Raw genomic sequence first — 24,180 nt, 5'->3', positions numbered from 1 at the left:
TGTGATCTTGGTCACGGTTTTATTCACAATTTTCATTGTTGGCTTGATCGTGCTGGCCGATATGGGAAAAATGCGTTTTCTCTTATGGCTGTTGAGCCGGTTTCCGTATGGCGATAAGATCGTACATTTTGGTTTGATCGGCGGATTGAGTTTTCTGTTGAACACGACCGCGATGCAGTTACTTCCCAAACAAAGCCCAAGGCGTGTTTCTTTAATTGTGACTCTTTTCCTGCTTGTGGTTTTCACGCTTGAAGAAATTTCTCAAGGCCCCATTCGAGGCCGGGATGCTTCGCTTTCTGATCTGGCGGCAAACTATGCGGGCATTATTACTTTCGCCTTACTTGCATACTTGACACGGAAAAAGACGCAAGATACTTTGTCTGTGAAATCAGTGGATTAACAGGGTAGGCTGGGTTCTCAAGCCCGGCCTATTTTTTTATGAAAATCATCAGTGTGTTGTTTTTTATTTTTATCGTCGGTGTCATCGTTCTTGCAGATAATGGCGGTCTGCCGCGTTCGATACGCTCGCTCTATGATTTTCCGAATGGGGATAAGCTCGGACACTTCATCCTTTACGGCCTCTTGAATTTTTTTATCACTTACGCATTTCTCTCCGCGCGTCTTTCCCAATCTCGAAGCTGGATGACTCTTTCAGTGGGTTTTGTTTTGGCCCTATTGATCGGCGTGGAAGAATGGTCACAGCAATTCTTCTCCACGCGGACTTTCGACCTGATCGATCTGTCAGCGAGTTATCTGGGCGTTGTTGTTGGCGGATGGATGGCGTATAAGTGGAAGTAATTCAGGCTGTAGATATATGAATTACGGCAGCAGGTATGTTTGCTTTGTATAATGTAACTTAATCAGTGGAGCCCGCTACCAAGCTGGGGCAATGTTCACGGGGTATGGGTTCGATGGCCAACTCAGTTATCAGTCTGGTTTTGGACTGCGTATGGCGAAGATATAAAGAAAAATTTAGCTTTCATTACCAAGTGGTATTTTTAAGTAACTAGAAAAAAAACGGGATCATATTTAATATCACGAAATACCGAGTAAGAGTCAAATAATGAAAAATATTTTAAAATCGAATATCCTGCACAAGGTTACTATGCCAACATAGGGGAAGGTGAGGGCTACTACAAACCAAAGTGTGAACAATGTGGATATATTGAGTCAAAAGGCCTTTGTCAATTAATTTTATGGACTCTAGACCACTTGGGGATTTTAATTGGTTGACTGATATAGTAGTAACAGAAAAATGTAAAAAAATATTAGAACAACATGATCTAAACTTAATTTTTGGAAGACCGATAATAAGAGGTGCTCGTCAGGAAGATGTTTGGGGTTTAGAGATATTAGACAGATGTAAGTCGGCCCCAGAATGCGGGATAAAGCTTGTGTCTAAGTGTAATTTGTGTGAATATGAGATTTATTCGACCTGGAAAATGGACCAGAAATTGATGATAAATGTGTAGCAGATTTTTGTCTTTATGAATTTCCTGGAATAAAAATAATTAGCGAGCGCGTAAAAGAAATCATCCTAGAAGAAAAACTAACGAATATTGATCTCGTTCCAGTCGACAAGTTTGTTGATAAGTTTGCTTGGATGCGTCCATTTCCAAAAGAGTAGACTAAACTAAACACATAAGAGAGCTAGCTGCGGACTTTCGACCTGATCGATCTGTCAGTGAGTTATCTCGGCGTTCTGGTTGGTGGTTGGGCGGCATATAAAATAAAAAAAATGTAGCATTGCAAAAAGAATAGTGCCGTGAGACTCTAGTCTCACGGCACTATTGATTCTTACGTCCTGAGCGGAGCCGCCGATCTTGCTGCGAAGCCGAAGGATATCCAGAGTTTGTCGAATGGTTACGGCAGATTAAAGGTCTTCACTAAAAAGACTGCCATCTGCGCGCGGGTCAGCGGACTCTCGGGACAGTAGTTTCCGCCGCCGCATCCGCTGGTGATGCCTTCCGCGGCCAATTGTTCGATCCAGGCGGCCGCCCAGTAACTGGTGGGCACATCACTGAAAACACCGCTCGCTGCGGGGGGATTATAGCTCGCACCATATCTGGCTCTCAAGAGGAAGACCGCCATTTGCGCGCGGGTGGTCGCTGTCTGGTCGGGACAGAAATTCAGCGGGCTTGTGGTACAGCCAGAGGTGATGCCCTCCGCGTAGAAGCGTTCGATAAAGGCTGACGCCCAATAGCTGAGCGGCACATCGCCGAAGATCAGACCTGTCGCTGCGGGCGGGGTATAAGCTGGGCCATGGATGCCTTTCAAAAGGAAGACCGCCATTTGCGCACGGGTCACTTCGTTGTCTGGGCAGTAATTCAATGGAGTGGTTGTGCAGCCGCTGGTGATACCGGCCTGATACAGGCGTTCGATATAGTTGTTGGCCCAATGGACATAAGGCACATCAACAAAGATTGGAGTGAGAACAACATCCGTTGTCCACTTGGCGTAGACCGTGACATCCGCTGTCACCAGAGTGGCTGCCGTAAATTGTGTGCCGCCTCCATTGAGTGCTGTGTACCAGCCGCCAAAGGTGTTTCCTGCTTTGGTCGGAGCGCTCGGCAGAGTGACGGTCGCGTTGTAGGCGACGCCGGTGATCGGGTTCGTGGTTCCCGTTCCGCCGTCTTTGTCGAAGGTTACGGTGTAGGTGCCTGCTGTCCACTTGGCGTGGATCGTGGTGCTCAGTCCCATTGTGCTGAAGGTATAAGCGCTCAGGAAAGTTCCATCATCGTTGAACCAGCCCGCGAAGGTATAGCCCGCACGGGTCGGATTTGTCGGAGCGCTGACCGCAGTTCCAAAGTTCTGGGTGATGGCTGTGACCGCCGTACCGCCATTACTGTTGAAGGTCAACGTCTGGCTGTCTGCTGTCCACTTGGCGTAGACTGTGATGTCCGCGGTCACTGGAGTGGACGCGGTAAATTGTGTGCCACCGCCGTTGAGCGCCGTGTACCAGCCGCCAAAGGTATTGCCTGCTTTGGTTGGAGCGCTCGGCAGGGTGACGGTCGCATTGTTGGCAACACCCGTGATCGGGTTCGTGGTTCCCGTGCCGCCGTCTTTGTCAAAGGTCACGGTGTAGGTGACCGGCGCAGGGAATTCTTCGCATAATGCTCCAGCGACGGTTGGTGCGCTGGTCTGCCATTCGCCTGTGGGCGGATTCCCCGTGCTCGACAAATTCACATCGACCAGAATGTTCCCGCTGACCGTATCGCCATTGCCGTTGATCGTGTCACCGTTGCTGAGTGCGCTTCCGCCGCCTGCTGCCGTGATGTGGGGACCCCAATTGGTCCCCCACCAGTTGGAATTCGCCACATTCCCGCCGCCCGTCGCATCAATCGTTCCGGCATCACTGCTATCGAATATGGCGGTCGCGCTATTGCTGGTGATGCACGAATTGCGTATCGTTGACACGCCGGTTGTTGCTTCGTTGTAAATGGCAGAACCATTTACAGTCGCGCTGTTTGAGATAATACGGCTGCCGCTGAGATTAATCGTTCCAGTATCAATGGAAATCGCCCCACCAAAGCTCCCCGACGTGTTGCCGCTGAATAGGCTGTTACTGATGGATACAACCGGGCTACCGCCAACCAGCGCAAGAGCGCCGCCGTAGGCTGCACTTGACGACGATGTCACCGAGTTACCCGTGAAGGTGCTGTTCGAAATCGTGTAAGTGCCGGGCTGCTCGATAGTCATCGCAGCGCCATAGGATGGCCCTCCGGGGTTGCTGGCAGAATTGTTGCTAAAGGTTGAGCCGGTGACAGACAACGTGCAACTGTTGCAATACACGCCCGCAGCGCCATTTACAGCGAAGGATTGGTTAACGACATTGTTGCTGATGGTTGTGCCGGTAATGGTTAAACTGCACGTTGAGCAATAAATTCCAGCGCCAGTGAATACGGTTTTATTGCCGCTAATTGTGCTGTTCGTCAGCGTGATATTCGACCCAGTGTTCGCATAAACGCCACCGCCGCTGCTGCCAGCGTAACAATTCTGGATGCTGCTATTCTGTACCATCAGCGTACCACCACCACCATTCACGAATATGCAGGCACCCAACGTTGGCGTGCTGCCATTTCCCCCGTTCTGCACGGTGACATTATCCAGCGTAAGGTTGCTTGGTGTGGCAACGGAAAAGATACGATACGCAGCAGTATCAGCGGCGGCATTTGCCTGAATAATTGTATTGGCGGTGCCATTCCCGGTGATGGTCAAAGTGCCGTTATTGGCGATGCTGGGAAGACTGCTTGTCACTGTGAACGCACCATTCAACGCAAAGGTGATGGTGTCATTGGATACGGCGGCATTTGCCGCTGTGATCGCTTCACGCAGCGAACAATCGGCATCGCAAACGCCGTCATTGGTATCGGCGGTCTTTGTAACGATAAAGCTGGCGGCTGTTGGCGCAAAGATATAGGCCGCGCCAGCGTTCCCTGCCAGGTTGTTGCTGCCATCACCATCCACGCCAGTGGCATTGCTGTCTTCCAGCCACGCGCCAAGGATGACGGTATCGCCATCGATGCCGATTTGTGTCTGGCTGAAATCGTCACCGGGGCTGGTATTGTATGCTTTTAGATATTGCTGCTGAGTCCATGTGACGCCGCTGCGGGTAAAGAGATAGCCCGCCCCGGAGTTTAATGCCGTATTGTTGGTTTGATCTCCGTTGATACCGGTGGCGTTTCCGTCTTCGCCGGGTGCGCTGACCAATGCGCTGTCGCCAGAAATTGCAACGGCCACACCAAACCCATCGCCCTGGGAATCGCCAAAGGTGGTGTTGGCGGCTTTAAGGTAAGCCTGCTGGCTCCAGGTGATGCCGCTGCGGGTGAATACATACGCCGCCCCTGCGCTGGTGACTGAATTATCAGCCTGACCGGCCCCGTTGCTGTCTTCACCGGGTGCGCCGACCACAATCGTATCGCCATCAATGCCCACCGATTGGCCGAACCAGTCATTGCTTTCGGTGTTGGATGCTTTAAGGTAAGCCTGCTGGCTCCAGGTCACACCACTGCGGGTAAAGACAAAGGCCGCCCCTGAATCTGTCACCGTGTTATCGGCGGAATTGCCATTGACGCCGGTTGCGTTGCTGTCTTCATTTTTGGCCGAGACCACGGCTGTATCACCAGAGATGTCAATCCCAACGCCAAAATAATCAACCAAATCTGGGTTGGGCGATTTCACATAAGCTTGCTGGCTCCAGGTGACACCGCTGCGGGTGAAGACATATGCCGCTCCGGCGTTGGATACGGAATCATCGGACTGGCTTGACCCGTTGCTGTCTTCATAGGGTGCGCCAATCAGCACTGTATCGCCATCAATGGCAACGTGCTCACCAAAGCCATCGCCGCCATCGGTATTGGATGCTTTCAGATAGGCTTGCTGACTCCAGGTGCTGCCGTTGCGAGTAAAGATATACGCGGCCCCGGAATTACCGGCTGAATCATCTGTGGCATTTCCGTTAATGCCAGTTGCGTTGCTGTCTTCATTAGGTACACCCACTACAATTGTATCGCCTGAGATTTCCACCGAATAGCCGAAATAATCATCCCCATCAGGGGCGGCTGATTTCAGGTAGGCTTGCTGGCTCCATGTATTGCCATTGCGCACAAAGACATACACAGCCCCGGCGCGAGGGATCGAATCATCGGTCTGATTACCATTCACGCCGGTGGCATTGCTGCCTTCGCCAATGGCCCCTACCACGGCGGTATTTCCGTCCACCGCCACGGATATGCCAAACCAATCGTTTAGACCGGTGTTGGATGCTTTCAGGTAAGCTTGCTGTCCGCCGGGTAGTAAGAGTGCAGGCAGCAGCATCGGTTTGATCTGCGCCCAATCGGCAGTGCTGAGCCCGTCAGGAACCGCACTGGCCGCAACCGGTGTGGGTGTTGCTCCAAAGGTCAGCACTAGCAGACTCAGCAGCACAATCATCGAACTTAAAGATTTATATTTCATAATACATTCTCCGTTTGATGTTTTTTACGTTACAAGAAACTTATGACTGCAGCCAGATATTATCCGCGCGGTGGCTGTCACATGGCTTGTTTTTAAATGCAAAATACCCGATTCCGCGCAGGAATTGGGTATTGAATACAAACGATAAAAATTTTGGGATTGTGGTCTCATATAAAAAGTGAAGTCTCCATGGCTGTATGATTACCGATCAGTGCCATTTTTTGGTGTTGCCATCAGCCATTTCTTCTTCTTTATTTAAAAGAAACTCCAACGTTGTAGAGTAGTATTTTACAAGCGGGGAGAGGGATTTGTCAATATAGCCAATCCGGCCTTTTTTGTCTGGTTTTGAAAAATAAATAATATTGAGATTAAAAACGCAAGGCGCTTGCGCGAGATCTTGGTCAACGCGCAGACAATCTGGCCTGATTCGTATTAATTAAATGTAATGCCCCTAAGGTTTTCGCGAAAACCTTAGGGGCTAACTTTTTAACGTGTAATCTTTAAACAGTTTTACGGCACTAACTGTAAATGGCCTTCGCTGTCTTTCTGAACGGAATCCTGTTCCCACCACATGGGATAGTATTTCACGTTTGCCCAGAGCGGAGCCATGTCGTCGTAATGTTCGCTAAAGGCGTGGCCCGATTGGCCGGTGGTGTGGACTGTCCATGAGTTGTTGAGGTTGCTGAAATCCACGATCATGCGCATGGACGGGAGCCAGTTGGTCTCGTAGCCGTCGTTCACCGACCAGCCGGTAGCGTTGACAATCGCGTCGCCGCCGCCGGTGGGGATGGGTCCGCGGTTGAAGAGGGATTCGATTAATGAAACTCCCGATTCGCCCAGCGTGGAATTGCGGAAGGTGGCGGCGTGCATGTCACCCCAAACCCATTTGGACATGTCTTTGCCGAACATTTCCTGCAATTCGGCAACACCTTCTGCGAAGGAGGCCTTGAGCATATCGTCCATGGTCTCGGTCACATCGGCTGTGGATTTATTATCCCAGAACGGGTCGTTGGGATTCTTTGCCATCGTGCGCATGACTTCATTCCAGCGTGAACCGCCGTCTGCCCAGTAGCGTTCGGGGAGTTCGTCGTTGAATGTGTTTTGCAGCAAGTTGCGCCAGAAGGCATTGAACACTGCTGCGGAGGTGGAATCTATCCGGTCCTGGAAATCCCAACTCTTTAGCGTATCAAGCGCAGGGTTAAGGTCAGATGCGAGTTCTACATCCAAAAGAATCGGTACGAACGTTTCCGCGTTGGCGTCGAATGAGTCGCCGTGCATTTGTTGAATGTAGGCGATGTCAATTTTGGCGGGCGCATTTTCGATCATGCTGACGATGCGATCGGCGCGGAAGCCGTAATCCCAATCTTGGGTGATCAGGTAAGGATAATCATTTGGCGGCACCTGCTTATTGGCGGTGACGATATAGCCTTCGGCGGGATTGACCGTGTAAGGCTGTTCCTCGAACGGAATAAAACCTGTCCATGAATATTCATCTGTCCAGCCGGGGACGGGGAGGGTGCCATCACCCTTGGAGCGGATCGGCACATCACCGGGCATTTGATACCCGATGTTGCCTTCGACATCTGCATACAAAAGATTTTGCGCAGGCACATGGAAACCAGATGCGGCAGCGCGGAACTCTTCCCAGTTTTGCGCTTTGTCAAATCCCCAGATCGCTTCAAACGGAGTGGACGGAGTGAGCGCAGTCCACGCGAGTGCGATGACATATTGCTCGGGCAGTTCAACGCCGGCGCGATCTTTGAAGGCTTCAAATTCTGTATCTTTTGGATCGCCTGAATCTTTAAGCGGACCGTAAGCCTCTGAGATGACCGGACCATGACGCGTACTGCGGACTGTGATCTCAACCGCTTCGCCGCCGACGACCGAAATTGATTCCGTCCGAGTGATGAAATCTACCCATTCGCCGTTCACTTCATATTGATTCGGATTTTTAGGATTCACTTTCTCGATGTATAAGTCCATCACATCGGGGCCGGTGTTGGTGAAACCCCAAGCGATCTTTGCGTTGTGGCCGATGATCACGCCGGGCACGCCTGCGAATGAGAAGCCCGCCACTTCAAACGGACAGTCCGCATTGACCGGCATACAGCGCAGATCCACTTGATACCAAATGGACGGCATTTGAATCCCAAGATGCGGGTCATTGGCGAGCAAAGGCATTCCGGTGTCTGTTAATTTGCCAGAAACTGCCCATGAGTTTGAGCCGATGCCATCATTCCACGGGCCAGTGAATCATCAAGCAGTGATGTGTTGTAGGCGAGTGTGTCGAGGGGGAGTGCTGAGTAATCAAACGTTTGACTTTCGACGTTTGACGTGTGTGTTGATGTAGAAGCTGTGCCATCTCCGATTTTGTTCACGATCGCAGGATGATCTGCCGGATAACCGGGGAAGAGTTGTGCAACTTGTTCTGGTGTGAAAGTCTTGAGCAGAACAGCGCGCTCGATCTCATCGCCCATGTTGCCGCGCAAGTCCCAGGCCATGGCTTTGCCCCACGTCAATGAATGAATGGGAGTCCAATCTTCGATGGTGTAATCCGGGCTGAGTAATCCCAGCACCGCATATTCAAGGCTTAGGGCAGTGCCTTTATGATCTTTGAGATAGGCATTCACGCCGGCTGTGTAGGCTTCGAGAATGGCGCGAGATTCAGGGCCGAGTTGTTCCCATTCCGCTTCGGCGGTTTGGCGCCAGCCGAGTGTGCGCAGAAAGGTATCGGTCTCCACTTGTCCGCTGCCGAACATTTTCGAGAGTTCACCCGAACCGATATGTCGCCACGAATCCATTTGCCAGAAACGATCCTGCGCGTGAGTGTATCCCTGTGCAAAAAAGAGATCGTGTGTGGTCGTCGCATAAATGTGCGGAATCCCCATGCTGTCGCGGTAGATATCCACCACGCCATCCAGCCCGTCCACTTTGATCTCTCCATCCGTCTGCGGAAAAGACTGCTTCGCAACGGTGTTTGGAAGATAGCTCTTGAAATAGAACATTCCGCCCGCGCCCACGATCAGCGCCAGAATAAGAATGCCAAGAACGATCCGTCCAATGACTTTACCTGCTTTTTTCATTCATCCTCCAAAGATGTTAATTAATTAACGTGGCGACATAAGATAAACATCTTGTACCGCCACGCTTTTTCCTTTGATTTTTCTATTTTACTGCGCCTGTAAAACGCGGGTACCAATACCATAATATATCGGCAACGGGTTTGCTGTGAATCGATGCTGACTTATCCTGTAAAGCAGCGGGCAGATAATATCCGCGACTGACGAAGCCGGATATCCAGGGACGGGTGTTAACCGCATTTAACATTGCTTCATAGATTTCTGCTTGTGTTTGTAAACTTAAACTTACCGAACTTAGGTCGGCATTGGGACGGCTGAGCGCGGTCCAATCGAGGCAGCCGCCTGCGCCATCGGCTACACATCCACTGGCGGCGCCGGCGGCGGAGGGATAGGCAACGGCGAGGATAAGCGGTTTTTTCAGTAGAGAGGCGAGCGGGAAAACTTCATTATCTAATAATCTTCCGGCTTCATTGGCGTAGTCTGTTTTGGTTGCGCTTGGATTTGTGGAAAGCGAAGCAGACCATAATAGATAGATGCCATCAACATCTTGCAGGAAGTTCAGCGGGGTTTCAAGTGTGGCTTTGGTGTATGGCAACGCCCATAAAATTTGACCTTTGAAATGTGTGCGTACTTCAGCAATGATCGACTTCCATTGCGCTTCCACATCTGCGGGTGCGTTGGATGGCGTGCCATCGGGGAGTTTCCCGCCGGGCAGGGAGGGTGTTACCCAGTCACCGCCGAGGATGAGAGTCTGTGCGCCGGTTTGGTTGGCGAGATCTGCGTAGTTGACAGCGAATGCGCGGTAGCGGGTAAACCACGTCTGCCACCACTGTGCATCTCGTGGCGCACCCAGCCAAAAGCTTGTGCTGAGCGGCGTCGAAGCAGTTGAGGAGGATGCGGGAAAATTCGGGGTGGGGAAAATTGAAACGTTGAGTCCCAGTGCGCGGGCTTGAGAAATCATGATGGCAGAGTCGATCCACAAGGGGTCTTTTCCGGGGACTGGTGCAAACTGTAACGGGTTGACTGTGGTATATGTCCACGTGGGGGTGAGAATGGCGATGTTTGCGCCAAGTCCCTGCACGTTGGCGAATGCCTGCGGCGCGTAGTATGACCAGTTGGGGCGATACGTGGATTGGAACTCAATACCGGCGATAAATCCGCTGGCGCGCGGAGCGATGTTCGCGCCGACCAGTGTAACAGGCTCCGGATTCTCAAACCATTTCCAGGCGCTGACCGTGTCTTGAAGGTCTTGGCTCAAGACACTGGTCTGAGCGGAACGTCCGCCTGAGGCTGTGCCTGCTGTTTGTGCGTCGTCTACACTGCCGCATTGACCATTACGGCAATACCGATAGCTAAAAGTGCCAAGTACATTTAGCGGCCCATATAATTTGTATGCCCATTTATTATTGCCAAGCGGCCACATGGGAATGGGTTCCATCCAGCCAAAGGTATTGAATTGAATATAAATAATATCGCCGGGCGGTGTGACCGATGGCACAGTGACTTCAAATAAGATCGGCGCAGAGTCACCGGCAGACCAGGATGCTACATTATCCTGAATTATCATATCCTGTGACGGTACGATAAATTCATGAATGATCCATTGACTATCCGCCTTGCGTTCGGCATTCCAGAAGCCATCACCTAATGTATATTTATATTGAATAAACGTGCCAACCGGCAAACTCAATGTGACTGAGTACCGCCCGTCTGGCTGCAAACTCATAATGGGCATTCGGTCTGTGCTGGTGCTGACTCCGCCCTGTAGATCAGCGAAGGTGTTGCCAAGCTGCAAAATATTTCCCGCGATGCGTACCGGCACGCCCGGCACAGTTGTGGATGGAATCCCAACGGAAAATGTCACATTGACCAACCGTGACGGTTTTACCCGCAGGTCAACCACTGTTGTGTTTCCCTGTGCCACGGTGGCGCCTTGTTGAAAGGGTTGATACAAACCATCAAGACTGTACACAATAAGATTTTGTGTGCCGGTAGGGAGCCCGTTTAATTCAAAACGTCCGACAGAGTCGGTGATAAATTGTTCTCCGCCAGCGCTGACCAGTAAATTTGGCAGCGGGGAACCAGTATCTGCGTTGAAGACCTGTCCCATGATCGTGCCTGTTGGGCGCGCAAAAGATTTATCCCCCCAGTCTGCGACAATATCCTGCACTTCAGCCGGGCCTGCCACAAAATGCATTCGATAGCGGATGGCCGTATTAAAATTTGTATCTTCCAAAACCTGCGTCGCACCGCGCCGCACATAACGATATTTCACAACAGAATTAAAAGGCAGCGGCAATGACGCAGTATAGGTCTGCGAGTCGCGTGCGCTCATGGGATATTGTGTGGCGCTGACAGACAGGCCGGTCACTTCGTCCATAATGGCAATCGCGAGTGACTCGTTGGGCTGCAATGGTTCAGGCAAAGTGACCACAAAATTAGTCTGCGCCACAGGCTGCGGCGTTGGCGATGCGACGATAATAGATGGTGTTTGTGTGGATGTGCCCGAATTGGTTGGTTTCTCAAATAACGATAACGTGCATGCCTGCCCAACCAAAGCAAGCAAAATCACCACACTAATCATGCGGCGGGCTGATGACGACAGCTTGTTCATTCTTTCTCCTCGGATAAAACCCACCGCATCACGCGGCGCTCTAGCCTGCTTCTTCTTTATGTTCTTTTTCTTGTTCCTGGGCTTGATTCCGCTTTCGCCCGGCGTAGGCGATGTAGCTCAGACCGATGCTAATAAAGTATAACAAAATCATGGGAGCCATGACCAGCCCCTGATTTACGGGGTCAATCGTCGGTGTGACGATTGCGGCCATGATGGCAATGATCACGATTGCCAGCCGCCATTGTTGGGCGAGCACTTTCGGTTGGATCACCCCAATTGCAGACAGCACATAGATCACCAACGGAAATTCAAAAGAGATGCCGATCCAAAACATTAATCCGGTCACAAAGGAAAAATAAGATTGCGGACGCAGCTCTGTTTTGATTCCCATAAAATTATTAAGGAAAGGCAAAGCCGTGGGAAGCATGAGGAAAAAAGTGAAGGCCGCGCCGCCGATGAAAAAAATGGAGGCCAGCGGAATGCCGACCAGTCCCATCTTGCGTTCACGTGGGCGTAATCCCGGCGCGGCGAACAGCCAAAGCTCGAATGCAATATAGGGTATCGCCAGTGCAATGCCTGAAAAAGAGCGCCACTTTCATAAATACACTGATCGTTTCAGTGACTTCAATGGCGATCAACTTATCAATGCCGCCTACTGGCTGGGCAAGAAAGTTGATAATTTTTTGCGTAAAAAGAAAGGAAACGCCCACTGTGAGAATCAGCGACAACAGCGCGCGCAAAATATGCATCCGCAGCGCTTCCACTTGATCCCACATCATTTGGCGTGTATCTTTGTTGGTGGTCAGATCGATAAATACTTCCGAGATCGGGTGTTCTTCGGGCTCTGTGTTTAGAAACCTGTTGAAGCTTTGAAGCATCCGAAAGGGGAATGCGAGAATATTGAAGACAAGGCGGAAGGGAAACGAGACAATGCGCCACAGACCATTAAAGAATTTTGGAAACAGGTTGTAAATGGCATGAAATGGAAAGGTAACAATCCGCCATAACCCCAAGAATAAATTACTCATCTTTTTTTGAATCGCTTTCGATTGCTTTTGTATTCGCTGGAGTTTGCGGCGCGATTTTATTTTCTGTCGCCGCAGGTGTAGGGATGATAGGTTGAGAACGCGCAGGTATGTTTAGACCACCACCCGGACGCTTTATGCCCATGCCGGTTGAATTATTTATGTCTTTCCCAATTTCATTTCCGATCTGATTCATTTCATCATTCGCTTCGCGCATCAGGCGGTTGGGTAATGTCCGCAGTTCGCGCGAAGTTTGCTGGAACATCTTCCATCCGTCTGATGTGACAATATTTCGCAAAAATTTACCGATGGTCTTGCCAGCTTTTTGCATATCCTTTGGGCCAAGGATGATCAGTGCAATGATGACAATGAAAATAAGTTCAGATGGTCCAACGCCGAGAATTTCCATTTTATGATTCCAGTTTTGTATCGTGCTCGATTCGTGTTTTGATGATCTGATGGATCTCATGTTCGTGATCCACCAAAGTGCCCAGCACGCCGTTCACAAAGCGCGGAGCAGAATCGGAGCCGTAAAGTTTTGCCAGTTCCACCGCTTCATTGATGGCAACCTTAACCGGTGTTTCGCGATACACAGCGAATTCCCATAAGGCGATACGCAGGATGTTACGGTCGATGGCGGCGATCTGGTCCAGTGGCCATTCGGGAGCATATCTTGCGATCAATTGGTCGAGGTCCTGGGCGAGGGGCAGTACACCAAAGATGATCAGGCTTGCAAATTCTGCAAGATCATCGGCAAGCGGAACTTCTTCCAGGCGGGTCTTCAATACGTCGCCTGGAAGATGGTTATTTGCTATATCAGTTTCGTAAAGTACTTGCAGAGCAATGGCACGCGCTCTGGATCGGGGTTTCATGCTTTCAGGCCTCATTATCCTCGTAATCAATATCTTCAATGTGTATGTTGACGTGACCGACTTCCATGCCGACCATTTCCTGAATGGCGCGCGCAACATTTTGTTGAACGTTGCGGCTGACCTCGCGGATATTTACATTTTCCTGGAGGACGAGATGCAAGTCGGCGTAGACTGTATTCTCTTCCGTTTCGATCCGGACCCCGTCGCCTGCTCCCCGTTTAAAGAAGCGATTCACACCCCCGGAGACGGGAGCGAGTCTGCTGACACCGGGCACACTTAATGCTGCAAGACGTGCAATGGTGGTGAGAACGTCTGGAGAGACGGTGGTTTTGCCTTGCGTGTTTTCTGTCATTTTTACTCCTTTCAATTTTCGATCTGCATCCTGATTTCGATCTCTACTTCCTTAGCGGAGCCGCATGTTTTTGCGGCACAGCCGAAGGATAGGGGATTACATCATTGCCATGCCGCCATCCACACCGAGAACCTGGCCGGTGATGTAAGCGGCTTCATCTGAAGCGAGAAATGCGGCGGCGTAAGCAATCTCTTCGGGTTTGCCTTTGCGAGCCAGTGGAACCATCTTGAGCGCGGCTGCCAGTGTTTCGGGAGTCATATCCGCGAGGATCTCAGTATCCACAAAGCCCGGCGCAATCGCGTTGACCGTGATATTGCGTGATGCGACTTCGCGCGCGAGGGCTTTGGTGAAGGCGATCTGTCCGCCTTTGGAAGCGGAATAATTCGTCTGCCCGGGATTTCCCATTTGACCGGCAACCGATGCCATGTTGATGATGCGTCCGATACGTTTGCGCATCATGTGTTTGACGGCGGCTTTCGAACAGTTGAAGGTGCTCTTCAAATTGGTGTTGATGACCGCGTCCCAATCGGCTTCAGGCATCATCATAATTAATTGGTCACGGGTGATACCCGCGTTGTTGACGAGGATGCTTAAGTCACCAAATGTTTCCACTGCGAATTTCACCAGAGCTTCAGCTTCCTTGAAATTTGAAACATCGGCCTGATGAGCGGCAGCTTTCCCGCCCGCAGCCTGGATTTGTTTTACCACTTCTTCAGCGGATTCAGGGGATTTATTGTAATTGACCACAACTGCCGCACCGCGTGCTGCAAATTCGAGGGCGATCGCCCTGCCGATTCCGCGTGAACCACCGGTGATGAGCGCTACTTTATTTTCTAAAGGGAATGTGAGTGACATGACTATAAACTCCTGTGTTGAAATTATACATCATGTGCAATAACCCACTGTTCCCTCTTTGGAAACGCGATTAGCTCTTTGCAGAGCGTATTCCAAAGGCTAGAGCAAGCCCGCCACCCAGGGCGAGGATTGCTGCCCAGAGGAAGGCGTCCTGCCAGAAGCGGATCGGGAAGAGTCGAATCAGGGTGTCTGAATAATAGAAGAGCCAGGAATCGCCAGTGAAGAATACCTGATGGAAGAGGGTGAAAAACTGCCAGAATACATCGGGATTAAGAACAATTCCCACGCCGGCGATCAGTCCGAGCGCCGTAGCCAGCCCGATCATCCACATGCCGCCGCGCCGCAGCCCGAGGATGTAGTCCGGCATCCATTTTTGGCGGTAGGCGAGGACTGCGATCAGAATTAAGCCCACGAGAGAGATCATCCAGGCTTGCAATGCGCCGCGCACCACGTTCTTTACATCTGCCATGTGACTGAGTTCCCGCTCATTATAGAGCGGAGTGCCGTTATCGAATTTTAAGTCGCCGAGATAGGAAATATCCGCGCTGTTGACGAGATATTCCAAAGCGAAGGGCGCCCATTGCAGGCGATCCTGCTGCGTGAAACCAAATTCATCGGCGGGGAAATAGGGCATTCGATATTCAACATTGATAAAGATCGGGCTGAGTAAAATGCGCAAGGCTGTGCCGATCAAGGCCAATGGAACAAGAAGGGAGGTGAGATAGGATAGAACGATTTGTGTGTTAAGTTTCATTGTCTCTCTAGTATAAAAAATATGGGTAATGTTTAAGTTGAAGTGGCAGGCCTAAACGCGAATTTCTCGAATGAGGCGAATGGCGAAAAAAACTAATGATATGGGAATAACTTTAAAAGAGTGAGGAGATTCTTCTCTTCGGAGTACGGAATTCAGTTTGACTCTATGCCGCTTATGCCAAAATCTCTTCCCAGTTTAATTCTTCAAACGCTTTGTGTAAGCGATGACCGTCGTTCACAACATGATAAGTTAAGTTTGTGAATAACTTCTCTGCCAGTTCGCGCACGGGTTCGAGCGGAACAACATCATCTTCCGTCCCGTGGACAATGACTGTTGGAACAGAAACAGTTTCCAGATTAAGGTAGGAACCGAATGGGTCACGCAGCAGAGCAGGAGCGAGCAGGATCAACTTCCGCACTTGCGATGGATGTTTGCAGGTGAAGACAGTCCCCATTAATCCGCCGAAGGATGACCCGATAATGACCCAGTTTTTTTTGCGTCCGAGGATCGGTTTGAGTTGGGCCATGCGCTCTTCGAACTCGCCGGTGAAATCGGGGGTGACCATGCCGGGGAATTTTTCTGCGAACTGGCGCGCTTTGCCGCTTTGGCTGGAGCTTTCGAGACCATGCAGATAGATGACTCTTGAATAGTCCATTTCTGTTTTTTTCTTTCTTCTGGTGATGGTTTTTTTATCGATGCTTGCGGATTCTTCTTTGGGCTTGTATATTTCATCAACGATAAAGTCATCTATATCTTCGGCGCTTTCAATTTTCGGCGCGGATAATGGTTTTGCGCGCAGTAGTTCGCGCAATTCAGTTTGCAGGGGCGGCGGGAAGGATGGGGCAATACGGCGCATGGTGACCACGGTCATTTGATTTTCGGTGGTGGTCAAAATATGTTTGAGCAGAAAAATGGTTTCGTTGGATGATGCGCGATATAAGGCGACGATGAGATCTGTCAGATCGTTTTGCAAAGTGGACGGTGCCTCTTCGATGATCGGTTCGACCATGTCGAAGATCGGCGGGAGGTTTGTATTGTCTGTATCCGCGATCATAGGGATCAGGGCCTGGATGCCGTTTGACCATGTGCGCATACGAGCAGGATGTAAATATTCACGGATTAAATTAAAGAATTGACCGGGGGTTTCCTTGCGCATGCGTGTAAGGCTGGTTGAAAGCAAGGCCGAGCGCACATCTGCATCGCGGACTTGCTGTGTCCACGCGGTGAGACGGGGTAATAGGCGTTCTTCCTGCGGTGGGATGCGCCCCAGTAAAAATGCGGCGAGTAGATGCGTTTCAAGTGAGCCTTCGTCCCAAAGAATATCGGCAAGTTCAAGTGCGAATTCGGGATTGGCTTCGGCGACTGCACGCAGTTCATTCTCGATCTGCGTGAGCACGGCAGATGGTGTGCGGTAGGTTTTTAAGTTGGAGCCGGGGGCGACGTTTTCTTTTGTTCTTAATGTATGGTTGACATAAAACTCAAGCATCTCGCGCAAATGCTTCAAGAATTCATCCGGCAGAAAAAAGAAATCTGCAAGACGGTTGGCTTGTTTACGGAGACGTGCGAGGTCAATGGCAGGCATAAGGACAGTGGACAGTGGACAGTGGATAGTGGACAGTGGACAGTCATCATTGCTGACAACTACTCACCATCCACTACCAACTGTTTTTAATACGCTTTTGCGAAATACACTTTTCTCTTGGAAGGCTTACCGCAGACGATGCAGGTGCCTTCGGTCTCAGGTTGTTCGAAAGGAATGTTGCGTGTGGTGGCTTTGCAATCTTCCTTGACCTTGCCTTCACATTCCCGTGATTCACACCAGTAGGAGAAGGCCCAGCCATTTTCAAGCACCTTCTTCATTTCATCATAATCCTTGGGATCGTGAATATTGGCATCACGGAACTCGGTGGCGCGCTGGAGGAGTGAAGCCTGTATTTCGACCAGAAGCAGGCTGACGGTTGAGTCGAGACCCGCTTGTGGGACGAAGGATTTGCCTTCACGGCCTGGGCGGTCACGTCGGGCGAGAGCAACGGTTCCCTTTTCCACATCCTTGGGTCCGACTTCAATGCGGACGGGAACGCCGCGCATTTCCCAGTCGTTGAATTTGAATCCGCTGCTGACGTTGTCGCGGTCGTCCATTTTGAGGCGGATGCCCGCGGCTTTGAGCTCTTTGAAAAGACGGTCGGCCACTTCCATCACTTTGGCTTTCTCTTCATCACTTTTGAAGATAGGCACGATCACGGCTTGAATGGGGGCCAGACGTGGAGGAAGTACAAGTCCCTGATCATCACCGTGAGTCATGATGATGGCGCCGATCATGCGCGTGGAGAGTCCCCACGAAGTTGTTTCGCAGAATTGCAATGTGTTATTTTGATCAAGGAATTGAATTTCAAAAGCCTTGGCAAAGTTTGTGCCGAAGTAATGTGAGGTGGCAGACTGCAATGCTTTTTTATCCTGCATCATGCCTTCGATGGAGGTGGTGATCTGCGCGCCCGCGAATCTTTCGGTGTTGCTTTTCTCGCCTTTGATAACAGGCAGCGCGGCTTCGTTGATGGCGAAGTTGGCATAGATATCGAGGATGCGGAACATCTCTTCTTTCGCTTCTTCTGAGGTGGCGTGGGCGGTGTGACCTTCCTGCCAGTAGAACTCGGCGGTACGCAGGAAGAGTTTGGTGCGCAGTTCCCAGCGCATAACGCTGCCCCATTGATTAATTAAGATGGGCAGGTCTCGCCATGATTTGATCCACTTGGCATACATGTAGCCAATGATGGTTTCAGAGGTGGGGCGTACCACCAAAGGTTCTTCGAGTAATTCGCCGCCGCCGTGTGTGACCACTGCCAATTCAGGTGCAAAACCTTCGACGTGTTCTTTTTCTTTTTCGAAAAATGACATGGGGATCAACATGGGGAATGCCGCGTTGACGTGGCCTGTTGCTTTGAATTCCTTATCGAGGGCGGCAGTCATGTTTTCCCACAACGTCCAGCCATAAGGTTTGACGACCATACATCCGCGCACAGGGGCGTAATCGGCGAGGTCTGATTTCAATACGAGTTGGTTGTACCATTCAGAAAAATCATCAGCACGTTTTGTTAATTTATCTTCAGCCATTTTGTCCTCTTTGTGTGTTTTCGTAGGGGCGACCCTTGTGGTCGCCCTAGGCAGGGACAAAAGCCCTGCCCCTACGTATTATTTTATTTTTTCAACAGCAGTTTTTACATCATCTGCAAAGTATAACAACTCTCGTTGATGTGTGGGCATATAAGTATGAAACTCGTTGAAGAACTGATCAAAAGTGGACTGCCAACCGCTCCCGATCAGTATTAGCGGCCTCGGGGGCAGAGATTCTACGATCATCAAATTCCACATCAACGAAATTTCAGCCAATGTGCCTGCTCCGCCCGGGAGGGCAATCGCTGCGTCACAGCCTTCGATCAAAGCCTGTAGTCTTTCGGTCAACGACTTCTTTCGTCTTTCCTCTTTCACCCATTGATTCGGGCTTGTCTTTCTCCACTCTTCAATATCAATACAAGTTACACCGATCACATGTCCGCCCGCTTCACTTGCCCCGCGTGAGACAGCCTCCATCGTGCCCATGTACCCGCCAGTCAACACGGCATGTCCGCTCTGGGCAAGGAGCGCGCCAAGAGTCCGCGCCTCTTCATAGGCTGATGTTCCTTCCTTGGGTTGTGCGCCGCCAAAAACAGTTATATTCATTGTTTACCTGTCTACGTGTTTACCTTTTACTATTTTTCAACATCCCAACTTCTCGTCTTATTCACTTCAATTTTCTTCAACACCGCTTCTTCAAGGTCAATGCCTGAAACCGAAGCCAGTTGCAAAAGATATAACATTACATCTGCCAGTTCACTTCCCAACTCGTCTTTATCTTTTATCTCTTCACCAAATTGAAAATGCTCTAAAATTTCAGCCGCTTCAATTGAAAGTGAAACAGCCAAATTGCGCGGAGTCTGCGGGCGTTTGCTGTCCTTCTCGTACCAGCCCTTCGACTTGACCAACTTGTGCATTTTTTCTGTTAGTTCTTTGATCGTTAATCTTTTATTGTCCACGGTCTACCGTCCATCGTCTAATAAAAAAACGGCTCGCCAAGTCTGGGAGCCGTTTGAACGCACGAAAGCGAACCTAGCCAGACCTGGTAGATTTATACATAATAGGGGACGGGTTCGGGTTCATTAACATGTTGCGGATTATACAACAAAATAGCCCCCCAAAAAACCCCAAAACCCCACCCCCCCCACCCCAAAAAAAAAAACCCAAAACCCAGCCAAACACAAGGGCCAAAAAAAAAAAAAAAAAAAAAAAAAAAACCCCAAAAAAAAAAAACCCAGAACAAAGAAAAACCCCCCCAAAAAAAGAAAAAAAAAAAACCCCCCCCCCCCCCCAAAAAAAACCCCGGGGGGGGAAGGCCAACGAAGCGAAAAACAACCCGAAAAAAAAGGGGGGGGGAAGCCCAACCAACAACGGGGGCCGGCCAAAACCCGGCCCAAAACCCCCCCCCCCACCCAAACCCGGAAAAAAAAGGACAAAGCCCCCCCAAAACCACGGGCCCCCCCCCGCCCAAAGAAAAGGGAAAAACGAAACAAAACAAACGGGGCCCCCCACAAAAAAAAAAAAAAAACAAACCAACAAAAAAAACAAACCCGGGCCAAAAAAAACCCCCCCCCCCCCCCCGGAAAAAAAAAAAACCCCAAAACACCCCCCCCCCCACAAAAACCCCAGCCAAAACCCAAAAAAAAAAAAACCCCCCCCCGCCGCCCGGGGGAAAAAAAAAAAAAAAAGGGAAAAAACCCGGGGGGCCAAACAGGGGAACAAAAAAAACACCAAAAAAAAAAACAAAAAAAAAAAAAAAAAAAAAAAGACCCCCCCCCCCCCCCCCAAAAACCCCCCCAAAACCCAAACAAACCCAAAAAAAACCCAACAAACCAAAAAAGCCCCCCCCGGGAACCCCCCCAACCCGGCCCAACCACCAACAAACCCAACAAAGGGGGGGCCGGGCCCCCCCCCCCCCCCCCGGGGCCCCAAAAAAAAACCCCCCCCCCCCCCAAAACCCCCCCAAAACCCCCCCCCCAAGGGCCCCCCCCCCCCCCCCCCAAAAACCCCCCCCGCCAAACCCGGAAAAACCAAACCCAAAACAACCCCCGGGCCAAAACACCCCCCCACCCCAGGAACCTTTGGCACCCCCACAAAAAACCCCCCCCCCCCCCCCCCCCCCCCCCCAGGAAAACCCCCCACCCCCCCAAAAAAAAAACCAACAACCCCCCGCCCCGGGAAAAAAAAGAAAGGAAAAAAAAAAGAAAACCCCCCCCCCAAAAAAAAAAAAAAAAAAAAAAAACAACACAAAAACAAAACCAACAAGGAAAGGGTAAAAATTGATTTTATAAAAGGACAATCTCCCCCTCATGCGTGACCCAAACCTGATTCTGTCCGAAAAGCAGACTCTACTCTCACGCATCGCCGACCAAGCCGCCGCAATGAATATGCCCTGTTACATCGTCGGCGGTTTCGTGCGTGACCTGTTGCTAGGCAGGCCAGTCAACGACCTTGATGTCATTGTCGAAGGCGATGCAATAAAACTTGGTAATGAACTCGTCCGAAAATTTGGCGGCAAACTCACCCCGCATCAAAAATTCTACACTGCCATCTGGCACTTGCCTTCATCCTTCACCCTTCATCCTTCATCCTTGGATCTCATCACCGCCCGCACTGAAACTTATAAACACCCTGGCGCACTACCAACCGTCACCCCATCCACCATCGACGATGACCTTCGCCGCCGCGATTTTACTATCAACGCCATGGCAGTCCGCTTGGACGGTGACCACTTCGGGGAATTGCTCGACCCTCTCAATGGGCAGACCGATCTTGAAAACAAAATAGTTCGAGTTTTGCATCAAGTTCTTTCATCGATGACCCAACTAGAATCTTCCGCGCCGTCCGCTATGAACAGCGTTATAACTTCTCTCTGGAATCCTCATCCCTCAACTCGATCAACTCTGCTTCTCTTTCAGTAATTTCAGCACTGAGCGGTGAGCGCATCCGCCACGAATTTGATTTGATCTTTGAAGAGGAAAATTCCCTGCAAATGATCTTGCGCGCCAGCAGCCTCGACATCTTCAAATGGATTCATCCCGAATTACCGGCATTTAATTCTGAGTATGCAGAATTTCTTGATATGCCTTCAATATTGGGTATTCCTGCCAGCCGTACAACGATGGGCTATATGCTTTGGTTTTTGGATTTATCAGAAGACGCGATCATGTCCATCGAAAGGCGTTTGGATTTCTCATCCGATCTGACTCACGCTGTTTGGGCGGCCTCTTTATTAAAGAAAAGTATCGTATTCCTTGCCAATTCAAAACCCAGCGAGTGGACTTTCGCTCTTGAAAAATTACCCTTGCTTTCAATTTATGCGGTCTACCTCGTCTCTCGTGAAAACGCACTTTTGGATTATCTCTCCATCTGGCGCCATGTAAAACCTCACACCACCGGTGATGATCTCAAAACCCGCGGACTTCCGCCCGGCCCGCGCTATGGCGAAATCTTAACCCAGCTCCGCGCCGCTTGGCTGGATGGAGCTTTGCATTCCTATGAAGATGAATTGCGGCTGCTTGAATCATTAATAAAGTAATTCTGGTAGTTTGGTAAAATCACCTGGTAAAGGAGGTAATTACTATGTTTGGAATTCAATATATCAAGGTAAACCCTACTCATTATGTTCTTCATTACGCGGGCGGAAAAAAGAAACGTGCAGGAGCGGGCCTGTCCTTTTTCTACTATAAACCAACATCCTCCATTGTAGTTGTCCCGGTTAATAGCGCAGATGTCCCATTTATATTCAATGAGCTAAGTCAGGATTATCAGCCTTTAACTGTTCAAGGTGAATTGACCTATCGAATTTTAACCGAGTTGGTTGCTTCTCTGCTCAATTACGCAGTGGATAACCTCCCGACTCGTTATATCTCCGAAGATCCCCAGAAGCTTTCACAGCGTTTGATCAATCTGCTTCAAGTGTTGGTTCGGGCGGAGATACAAATTCTTCCGCTGCGGGATGTGATCAAGGCTTCTGAGTCTGTAGCTTCACAGGTACTGGAAAAGCTACGGGCAAGTGACTCACTAAAATCCCTTGGCGTGGAAGTGATGTCTCTGGCGATCCAGGCGATTCGTCCGGTGCCGGAAGTTGCCCGGGCGCTTGAATCTGAAGCGCGTGAAGAATTCATGCGCCGCGCCGATCAGGCTATTTATGACCGAAGAAATGCGTCAGTTGAGCAGGAGCGGCGCATTAAAGAAAATGAGTTGAACACTGAAATTACCGTTGAAGAGAAAAAACGTCAGATCCGCGAAACAAAAGTGGAAGCAGATCTGGTGGTGGAGAAGAAGCAACAGGAGGTTCGCGAGGCACAACTTTCCGGACAGATCGCTCTGGAAACAGAACGTAAGCAACTGGTGTCAGTCCGCACGGAAAATGCGCGGGTGGAAGCAGACGTTCAAGCCTATGCAATGGAAGTTTCATTGCGTTCCTTCAAAGAAGTTGACTCTGCAGTTTTGCAAATGCTGGCTGCCCAAACCACTGATCCACGTGTGATGATCAGCCTTGCCATGAAGGAATTTGCTCAAAATGCGGCCAAGATCGGCAACTTGAATATCTCTCCTGAGTTAATGCAAATGCTTATGGAGAAAGAATCGAATCAACCCAAAGATAAGTAGAGATTACTTTGGATTTTGAAAAGATCGTTTTAGTCACGCGTAAGACGCGTCTTGAAGGCCTGGTCGAGAGGTTTAACACCCTCGGTCAGGCCAGATTCTATCTTGAGCATAGCGGTGGTGACTTCAGCCTGTATCAACGTGAACATGATGTATATTATGCTGCTGTGTCAGAACTGCGTTCCAGATTGCAGCAACTTTTAAAGCTTCAGGAAATTGAGCGCGGACTGCTGCCAAATTTTCTTTTTAACGAGACCAATATTGTTGTCACGATCGGGATCGATGGACTTGTTGCCAACACTGCAAAATATTTGAATGGTCAGCCCCTTATTGCAGTAAATCCTGACCCTGTCAACATAGACGGCATATTATTGCCTTTCGATGTGCAGAAGGCAATTGTTGCCACAAAGGGCGTGATTAAGAATCAGATGTCCACACGAAAGATCAGCATGGCAAATGTTCAATTAAATGACGGGCAGAATCTGCTGGCTTTTAATGATTTTTTTGTCGGAGTGAAGAGTCATGTTTCGGCACGTTATTCAGTTGAGATAAATGGACGGCAGGAAAGACAATCTTCCAGCGGAATCATTGTGTCCACTGGAGTTGGGTCAACAGGTTGGTTGAGTAGTATGTTTAACATGGCAAATGGATTATTGGCCGGAGAAAAAACTACCGACCCTATACGCAGATCCATGCCAACTTCGCGGTTTGACTGGGAATCGGAAAAACTTGCGTTCGTGGTCCGTGAGCCGTTTATGAGCAAAACATCCTCTGCGGATCTGGTGTTTGGGTATATTACGCCGGGTTCGCCTTTGATTGTTCGTTCAGAAATTCCTGAAAGCGGCGTTATTTTTAGTGATGGTGTTGAATCTGACTTTCTATCATTTAATTCTGGTGCTATAGCTACAATATCACTTGCGGATAAAAAGACAAATCTTGTCGTGGGATAACTAA

The 24,180-nt window shown here is 50.0% G+C and carries 21 protein-coding genes; 6 read left to right on the top strand and 15 right to left on the bottom strand.

Features of this window, described 5'->3' with window-relative positions; genetic code table 11:
- Window position 1 precedes the first annotated feature (1 nt).
- Both IPL71_RS18780 and IPL71_RS18775 read left to right on the top strand, forming a co-directional pair.
- A complete protein-coding gene (locus IPL71_RS18780; protein WP_345324284.1) occupies window positions 2-400 on the top strand; it encodes a VanZ family protein in 399 nt (132 codons plus the stop codon).
- 38 nt (window positions 401-438) lie between these two features.
- Window positions 439-798: a VanZ family protein gene (locus IPL71_RS18775; RefSeq protein WP_345324282.1), complete on the top strand. Its 360-nt coding sequence runs from the start codon at window positions 439-441 to the stop codon at window positions 796-798.
- Between the two features lie 1,065 nt (window positions 799-1,863).
- Here the strand turns inward: IPL71_RS18775 and IPL71_RS18770 are convergent.
- The 15 genes from IPL71_RS18770 to IPL71_RS18700 form a co-directional block, all read right to left on the bottom strand.
- Window positions 1,864-5,955, bottom strand: coding sequence for an InlB B-repeat-containing protein (locus IPL71_RS18770; protein ID WP_345324280.1), 4,092 nt, complete (start codon window positions 5,953-5,955; stop codon window positions 1,864-1,866).
- Window positions 5,956-6,465: 510 nt separating this feature from the next.
- A complete protein-coding gene (locus IPL71_RS18765; RefSeq protein WP_345324278.1) occupies window positions 6,466-8,136 on the bottom strand; it encodes a penicillin acylase family protein in 1,671 nt (556 codons plus the stop codon).
- 11 nt (window positions 8,137-8,147) lie between these two features.
- Window positions 8,148-9,038, bottom strand: a complete 891-nt coding sequence (locus IPL71_RS18760; protein ID WP_345324276.1) for a penicillin acylase family protein — start codon at window positions 9,036-9,038, stop codon at window positions 8,148-8,150.
- A gap of 82 nt (window positions 9,039-9,120) precedes the next feature.
- On the bottom strand, window positions 9,121-11,649 hold the full coding sequence (locus IPL71_RS18755; protein WP_345324274.1) for a glycoside hydrolase family 113: 2,529 nt from the start codon (window positions 11,647-11,649) through the stop codon (window positions 9,121-9,123).
- 40 nt (window positions 11,650-11,689) lie between these two features.
- The gene (gene tatC / locus IPL71_RS18750) at window positions 11,690-12,184 is read right to left on the bottom strand and encodes a twin-arginine translocase subunit TatC (protein WP_345324408.1); all 495 of its coding nucleotides are present in this window, start codon (window positions 12,182-12,184) and stop codon (window positions 11,690-11,692) included.
- Window positions 12,153-12,677: a twin-arginine translocase subunit TatC gene (locus IPL71_RS18745; RefSeq protein ID WP_345324272.1), complete on the bottom strand. Its 525-nt coding sequence runs from the start codon at window positions 12,675-12,677 to the stop codon at window positions 12,153-12,155. Before IPL71_RS18745 ends, tatC begins: the two co-directional genes overlap by 32 nt.
- Window positions 12,670-13,083: a twin-arginine translocase TatA/TatE family subunit gene (locus tag IPL71_RS18740; RefSeq protein WP_345324270.1), complete on the bottom strand. Its 414-nt coding sequence runs from the start codon at window positions 13,081-13,083 to the stop codon at window positions 12,670-12,672. Before IPL71_RS18740 ends, IPL71_RS18745 begins: the two co-directional genes overlap by 8 nt.
- A 1-nt stretch (window position 13,084) precedes the next feature.
- The gene (gene nusB, locus IPL71_RS18735; protein ID WP_345324268.1) at window positions 13,085-13,546 is read right to left on the bottom strand and encodes a transcription antitermination factor NusB; all 462 of its coding nucleotides are present in this window, start codon (window positions 13,544-13,546) and stop codon (window positions 13,085-13,087) included.
- A 4-nt stretch (window positions 13,547-13,550) separates the two neighbouring features.
- Window positions 13,551-13,898 carry an Asp23/Gls24 family envelope stress response protein gene (locus IPL71_RS18730; RefSeq protein ID WP_345324266.1) on the bottom strand — a complete coding sequence of 116 codons (348 nt, stop codon included), beginning with the start codon at window positions 13,896-13,898 and terminating at the stop codon, window positions 13,551-13,553.
- A gap of 96 nt (window positions 13,899-13,994) precedes the next feature.
- On the bottom strand, window positions 13,995-14,753 hold the full coding sequence (gene fabG, locus IPL71_RS18725) for a 3-oxoacyl-[acyl-carrier-protein] reductase (RefSeq protein ID WP_345324264.1): 759 nt from the start codon (window positions 14,751-14,753) through the stop codon (window positions 13,995-13,997).
- 70 nt (window positions 14,754-14,823) lie between these two features.
- A complete protein-coding gene (locus IPL71_RS18720; protein ID WP_345324262.1) occupies window positions 14,824-15,507 on the bottom strand; it encodes a TIGR01906 family membrane protein in 684 nt (227 codons plus the stop codon).
- Between the two features lie 172 nt (window positions 15,508-15,679).
- Entirely contained in the window at window positions 15,680-17,089 is a 1,410-nt protein-coding gene (locus tag IPL71_RS18715) for an alpha/beta fold hydrolase (protein ID WP_345324261.1), read from the bottom strand.
- Window positions 17,090-17,175: 86 nt separating this feature from the next.
- A complete protein-coding gene (proS, locus tag IPL71_RS18710) occupies window positions 17,176-18,615 on the bottom strand; it encodes a proline--tRNA ligase (RefSeq protein WP_345324259.1) in 1,440 nt (479 codons plus the stop codon).
- Window positions 18,616-18,693: 78 nt separating this feature from the next.
- The gene (locus tag IPL71_RS18705; RefSeq protein ID WP_345324257.1) at window positions 18,694-19,221 is read right to left on the bottom strand and encodes an LOG family protein; all 528 of its coding nucleotides are present in this window, start codon (window positions 19,219-19,221) and stop codon (window positions 18,694-18,696) included.
- 29 nt (window positions 19,222-19,250) lie between these two features.
- On the bottom strand, window positions 19,251-19,574 hold the full coding sequence (locus tag IPL71_RS18700) for a nucleotide pyrophosphohydrolase (RefSeq protein WP_345324255.1): 324 nt from the start codon (window positions 19,572-19,574) through the stop codon (window positions 19,251-19,253).
- A gap of 1,350 nt (window positions 19,575-20,924) precedes the next feature.
- Here IPL71_RS18700 and IPL71_RS18695 point away from each other — a divergent pair.
- From IPL71_RS18695 to IPL71_RS18680, 4 genes are read left to right on the top strand one after another with little or no spacing between them, the layout of a single operon-like run.
- Window positions 20,925-21,536 carry a nucleotidyltransferase family protein gene (locus IPL71_RS18695; protein ID WP_345324254.1) on the top strand — a complete coding sequence of 204 codons (612 nt, stop codon included), beginning with the start codon at window positions 20,925-20,927 and terminating at the stop codon, window positions 21,534-21,536.
- On the top strand, window positions 21,428-22,153 hold the full coding sequence (locus IPL71_RS18690; protein ID WP_345324407.1) for a tRNA nucleotidyltransferase/poly(A) polymerase-related protein: 726 nt from the start codon (window positions 21,428-21,430) through the stop codon (window positions 22,151-22,153). Before IPL71_RS18695 ends, IPL71_RS18690 begins: the two co-directional genes overlap by 109 nt.
- Before the next feature lie 44 nt (window positions 22,154-22,197).
- The gene (locus tag IPL71_RS18685) at window positions 22,198-23,229 is read left to right on the top strand and encodes an SPFH domain-containing protein (protein ID WP_345324253.1); all 1,032 of its coding nucleotides are present in this window, start codon (window positions 22,198-22,200) and stop codon (window positions 23,227-23,229) included.
- Window positions 23,230-23,237: 8 nt separating this feature from the next.
- A complete protein-coding gene (locus tag IPL71_RS18680) occupies window positions 23,238-24,176 on the top strand; it encodes a diacylglycerol kinase catalytic domain-containing protein (RefSeq protein ID WP_345324251.1) in 939 nt (312 codons plus the stop codon).
- The last annotated feature ends 4 nt before the right edge of the window (window positions 24,177-24,180 follow it).

The sequence above is a fragment of the Candidatus Villigracilis proximus genome (genome assembly GCF_016717045.1).
GTDB classification, from domain to species: Bacteria; Chloroflexota; Anaerolineae; order Anaerolineales; family Villigracilaceae; genus Villigracilis; species Villigracilis proximus.
This window is presented reverse-complemented; position numbering and strand designations above follow the sequence as displayed.

What these genes read in the sequence shown, in the direction of transcription:
- IPL71_RS18775 (WP_345324282.1), top strand. Translation starts at nt 439, where the DNA reads ATGAAAATCATCAGTGTGTTGTTTTTTATTTTTATCGTCGGTGTCATC.
- IPL71_RS18770 (WP_345324280.1), bottom strand. Translation starts at nt 5,955, where the DNA reads ATGAAATATAAATCTTTAAGTTCGATGATTGTGCTGCTGAGTCTGCTA.
- IPL71_RS18765 (WP_345324278.1), bottom strand. Translation starts at nt 8,136, where the DNA reads ATGCCTTTGCTCGCCAATGACCCGCATCTTGGGATTCAAATGCCGTCC.
- IPL71_RS18760 (WP_345324276.1), bottom strand. Translation starts at nt 9,038, where the DNA reads ATGAAAAAAGCAGGTAAAGTCATTGGACGGATCGTTCTTGGCATTCTT.
- IPL71_RS18755 (WP_345324274.1), bottom strand. Translation starts at nt 11,649, where the DNA reads ATGAACAAGCTGTCGTCATCAGCCCGCCGCATGATTAGTGTGGTGATT.
- IPL71_RS18745 (WP_345324272.1), bottom strand. Translation starts at nt 12,677, where the DNA reads ATGAGTAATTTATTCTTGGGGTTATGGCGGATTGTTACCTTTCCATTT.
- IPL71_RS18740 (WP_345324270.1), bottom strand. Translation starts at nt 13,083, where the DNA reads ATGGAAATTCTCGGCGTTGGACCATCTGAACTTATTTTCATTGTCATC.
- nusB (WP_345324268.1), bottom strand. Translation starts at nt 13,546, where the DNA reads ATGAAACCCCGATCCAGAGCGCGTGCCATTGCTCTGCAAGTACTTTAC.
- IPL71_RS18730 (WP_345324266.1), bottom strand. Translation starts at nt 13,898, where the DNA reads ATGACAGAAAACACGCAAGGCAAAACCACCGTCTCTCCAGACGTTCTC.
- fabG (WP_345324264.1), bottom strand. Translation starts at nt 14,753, where the DNA reads ATGTCACTCACATTCCCTTTAGAAAATAAAGTAGCGCTCATCACCGGT.
- IPL71_RS18720 (WP_345324262.1), bottom strand. Translation starts at nt 15,507, where the DNA reads ATGAAACTTAACACACAAATCGTTCTATCCTATCTCACCTCCCTTCTT.
- IPL71_RS18715 (WP_345324261.1), bottom strand. Translation starts at nt 17,089, where the DNA reads ATGCCTGCCATTGACCTCGCACGTCTCCGTAAACAAGCCAACCGTCTT.
- proS (WP_345324259.1), bottom strand. Translation starts at nt 18,615, where the DNA reads ATGGCTGAAGATAAATTAACAAAACGTGCTGATGATTTTTCTGAATGG.
- IPL71_RS18705 (WP_345324257.1), bottom strand. Translation starts at nt 19,221, where the DNA reads ATGAATATAACTGTTTTTGGCGGCGCACAACCCAAGGAAGGAACATCA.
- IPL71_RS18695 (WP_345324254.1), top strand. Translation starts at nt 20,925, where the DNA reads ATGCGTGACCCAAACCTGATTCTGTCCGAAAAGCAGACTCTACTCTCA.
- IPL71_RS18685 (WP_345324253.1), top strand. Translation starts at nt 22,198, where the DNA reads ATGTTTGGAATTCAATATATCAAGGTAAACCCTACTCATTATGTTCTT.